Source organism: Elusimicrobiota bacterium, assembly GCA_018816525.1.
GTDB lineage: Bacteria > Elusimicrobiota > Endomicrobiia > CG1-02-37-114 > XYA2-FULL-39-19 > OXYB2-FULL-48-7.
The window spans coordinates 1-3,445 of sequence record JAHIVV010000040.1 but is presented as its reverse complement, the minus strand read 5'-3'; the positions used below and the strand labels follow the sequence as shown (position 1 = coordinate 3,445).

The following is a 3,445-nucleotide window of genomic DNA, read 5'->3' as shown; positions in this document are numbered from 1 at the left end:
GGTGAATTTGGAATAGTTGGAATTCTTAAGGGCAAGAAGATAGCGAAAGCTGTGCGGGAAGGTCTGGTTGTGGCTATCCATGATTCGGGATGTAGTATTCGGCGGTGCTGTGAGATAATATCCAGCCGATGATTTCTGTAAGTTACTATGTCTCCTTTATAATGATGTTCCTGATAGGTTTTGGTTTGGTTTTTCAAATGCCGTTGTTAATTTTGTTTCTTGTAAAGATTAATGTGATTACTATCAAATGGTTGTCAAAAAACAGGAAATACGCGCTTTTGATAATATTCATTATTGCAGGGGTTGTAACGCCCGGCCCGGACATATTCTCGCAATTTATGATGGCAATTCCCATGCTAGCCCTCTATGAACTGAGCATTTTAGTTGCAAGAATATTTTTTTCTAAGGGGACTTGACAGATATATTTTTTTATGTTATAAAGTATACTAAGAAGATAGACATTATAGATAACAGGAGGCAGGATGAGCAAAATTGACGCAAAACTGAAAATTGAATCATTAGCCTTACACGGCGGGCAGGAAGCAGACCCAACAACAGGCTCCAGGGCAGTGCCCATTTATCAGACAACTTCTTACCAGTTTAAGGACACTGACCATGCGGCCCGGCTTTTCGGCCTGACAGAATTCGGCAACATATATACCAGGTTGATGAACCCTACAACCGATGTGCTTGAAAAAAGAGTTGCCTTGCTTGACGGCGGTATTGGCGCGCTCGCTGTAGCCAGCGGGCAGTCAGCTATCGCATTAGCTATGCTGAATATCGTTCAATCCGGTGATGAAATAGTATCTGCAGATAATCTGTATGGCGGAACCTATACGCTGTTCCAAAATACTTTCAAGAAATTCGGCATAAAGGCAACATTCGTAAAATCCAATGACCTCGCAGGGTTTGAAAAAGCTATAACGCCGAAAACAAAAGCTGTTTATGCGGAATCAATCGGAAACCCCAAGCTGGATATAGCTGATTTAGAAGAGATTTCAAAGATTGCGCATAAAAACGGCATACCGCTTGTGCTTGATAATACTTCTTCGCCTTATACTCTAAGGCCTATTGACCACGGTGTAGACATAGTAGTTTATTCAGCCACAAAATTTTTAGGCGGTCATGGAACTTCGTTAGGCGGTATAATAGTGGATTCCGGAAAATTTGATTGGACTACCGGCAAGTTTCCTCTTATTACCGAGCCTGACCCGGGTTATCACGGGTTGAAATTCGTGGAAGCTTTGAAGCCGATCGGGAATATCGCCTACATAATTAAAGCAAGAGTAAATCTTTTAAGAGATTTGGGCCCAGCGATATCTCCTTTCAATTCATTTCTTCTGCTTCAGGGTATTGAAACATTGCATTTAAGGTATCCAAGGCATTCGGAAAATGCGCTTGCTGTGGCGAAGTATCTTGAAAAACACAAAAAAGCAGGATGGGTGAATTATCCGGGGTTGGAGTCAAGCCCCGAAAAAAAGAAAGCGGATAAGTACTTAAAGCATGGTGCCGGCGGTATTATCGGGTTCGGTATAAAAGGCGGGATTGCTGCGGGGAAGAAGTTTATTGAATCTTTGGAACTTTTTTCTCATCTTGCGAATATTGGAGATGCGAAATCTTTGGCGATTCATCCTGCGTCTACAACACATTCCCAGCTTTCTCAGGAAGAGCAGGTTTCAACAGGGGTAACGCAAGATTTTATCCGTTTATCTATCGGGCTTGAGCATATTGATGATATTATTGCGGATATTGAACAGGCTTTAAAACAATCTTAAAATAAAAATATGAAAAACACATTTTTAAGCGACATTGAGATATTTAGGTGAAAAAATCGTTAAGAAATTGACATGTCTGACGACCCTTGGGAGGAGTTTGTCAATTTTAGATTTTTGAACCGTTAAAAATATCGAGTAGGAGCGAAAAATTGTGTTTTTCATATTAACATAATTAACAGGAGGTTAAAATGGCTAAAATTTTTAATGACATTACAAAAACAGCAGGAAATACGCCGTTAGTGAGGATTAATCGAATGGCCGCAAATGCGGGTTCTCTGGCAACAATCCTTGCAAAAGTAGAATCCTTCAATCCGCTTTCCAGCGTGAAAGATAGATTGGGCGTAGCTTTAATTGAAGATGCGGAAAAAAGAGGTAAATTAAAAAAAGATTCGATCATAATCGAACCGACCAGCGGGAATACCGGTGTTGCTTTAGCATTCGTTTCTGCGGCAAAAGGTTATAAGCTGATTTTAACCATGCCTGAAACGATGAGCATTGAAAGAAGACAGCTTTTGAAAATACTGGGCGCGGAATTGGTTCTTACCGAAGGCACAAAAGGCATGAAGGGCGCTATTGATAAAGCTAATGAGCTTGCGAAAGAAACTCCGAACAGTTTTGTGCCCCAACAGTTTGATAATCCTGCTAACCCGGAAATACACAGGAAAACAACTGCTGAAGAAATCTGGAAAGATACTGATGGCAAAGTAGATATTTTTATCGCCGGTGTTGGCACTGGAGGAACTATAACAGGAGTAGGAGAAGTCTTGAAAAAAAGAAAGCCGTCTGTAAAAATAATTGCTGTTGAACCTAAAGATTCGCCGGTTCTTTCAGGAGGCAAGCCGGGCTCTCACAAAATACAGGGCATAGGCGCGGGTTTTGTTCCAGGGGTATATAATAAGGAAGCAGTTGATGAAATAATACAGGTTGCTAATGAAGATGCAGGAAAAACCGCCAGGCAGGTTGCCAAAGAAGAAGGAATTCTAGTTGGTATTTCAAGCGGGGCAGCGCTATGGGCGGCGTTAGAAGTCGCGAAGCGGCCGGAAAATAAAGGGAAGACAATTGTTGTTGTTTTACCTGATACCGGAGAGCGTTATCTTTCAACCTGGCTTTTTCAGGATCAAGCGTAAGAGGTTAAAAATATGCGGCTTACTTTTAAAGGCGATTATGCGCTGAAAATTATACTGGATCTGTCTTTGACTTACAACCAAAAAATAACTCAAATAAAGGATATGGCGAAAAGGCAGGATATTCCCGAAAAATTTCTTGAACAGATAATAACTCTATTAAAGAGCGCAAAATATATTAAAACCGTCCGCGGCCCTAAAGGCGGTGTTTATCTTGCCAAACCTCCAGCTAAAATAACTTTAGGTGAAATAATTCGTTTGATGGAAGGCCCGACAGCGCCAGTGGCTTGTGTAAGCCATTCGGGATACACAAGATGTACCTTTGAAAATAAGTGTGTTTTCAAAGGAATTTGGTCGGAAGTAAGAGATAGAATAAACGATGTTGTGGATAAAACAACTTTTCAAGATATGGTTGAAAAGAATAATCAATTGCATTCAAAACATATTCTCAACTATACGATATAATGAGGTTCAAGTACCCAATATCCTTCCAATCGGATAGCATTGGGTATGAAAGAGGAAACATGAAAGATAATTCAAATATTG

The 3,445-nt window shown here is 40.6% G+C and carries 4 protein-coding genes and 1 pseudogene; 4 read left to right on the top strand and 1 reads right to left on the bottom strand.

What is annotated here, in order from left to right; genetic code table 11:
- Positions 1 to 197: hypothetical protein (locus KKH91_04335; GenBank protein ID MBU0952037.1), on the bottom strand; the 197-nt coding region annotated here is incomplete at its 3' end.
- Between KKH91_04335 and KKH91_04330 the strand changes: the two are divergent.
- The 4 genes and pseudogenes from KKH91_04330 (at position 120) to KKH91_04315 (ending at position 3,364) form a co-directional block, all read left to right on the top strand.
- Positions 120 to 416: pseudogene (locus tag KKH91_04330) on the top strand (twin-arginine translocase subunit TatC). The gene KKH91_04335 and the pseudogene KKH91_04330 overlap by 78 nt on opposite strands.
- A 66-nt stretch (positions 417 to 482) precedes the next feature.
- Complete coding sequence (locus KKH91_04325; GenBank protein ID MBU0952036.1) at positions 483 to 1,775, top strand: O-acetylhomoserine aminocarboxypropyltransferase/cysteine synthase; 1,293 nt, start codon at positions 483 to 485, stop codon at positions 1,773 to 1,775.
- 188 nt (positions 1,776 to 1,963) lie between these two features.
- Positions 1,964 to 2,902 carry a cysteine synthase A gene (gene cysK / locus KKH91_04320; GenBank protein ID MBU0952035.1) on the top strand — a complete coding sequence of 313 codons (939 nt, stop codon included), beginning with the start codon at positions 1,964 to 1,966 and terminating at the stop codon, positions 2,900 to 2,902.
- Between the two features lie 12 nt (positions 2,903 to 2,914).
- Positions 2,915 to 3,364: an Rrf2 family transcriptional regulator gene (locus KKH91_04315; GenBank protein ID MBU0952034.1), complete on the top strand. Its 450-nt coding sequence runs from the start codon at positions 2,915 to 2,917 to the stop codon at positions 3,362 to 3,364.
- Positions 3,365 to 3,445: the final 81 nt, after the last annotated feature.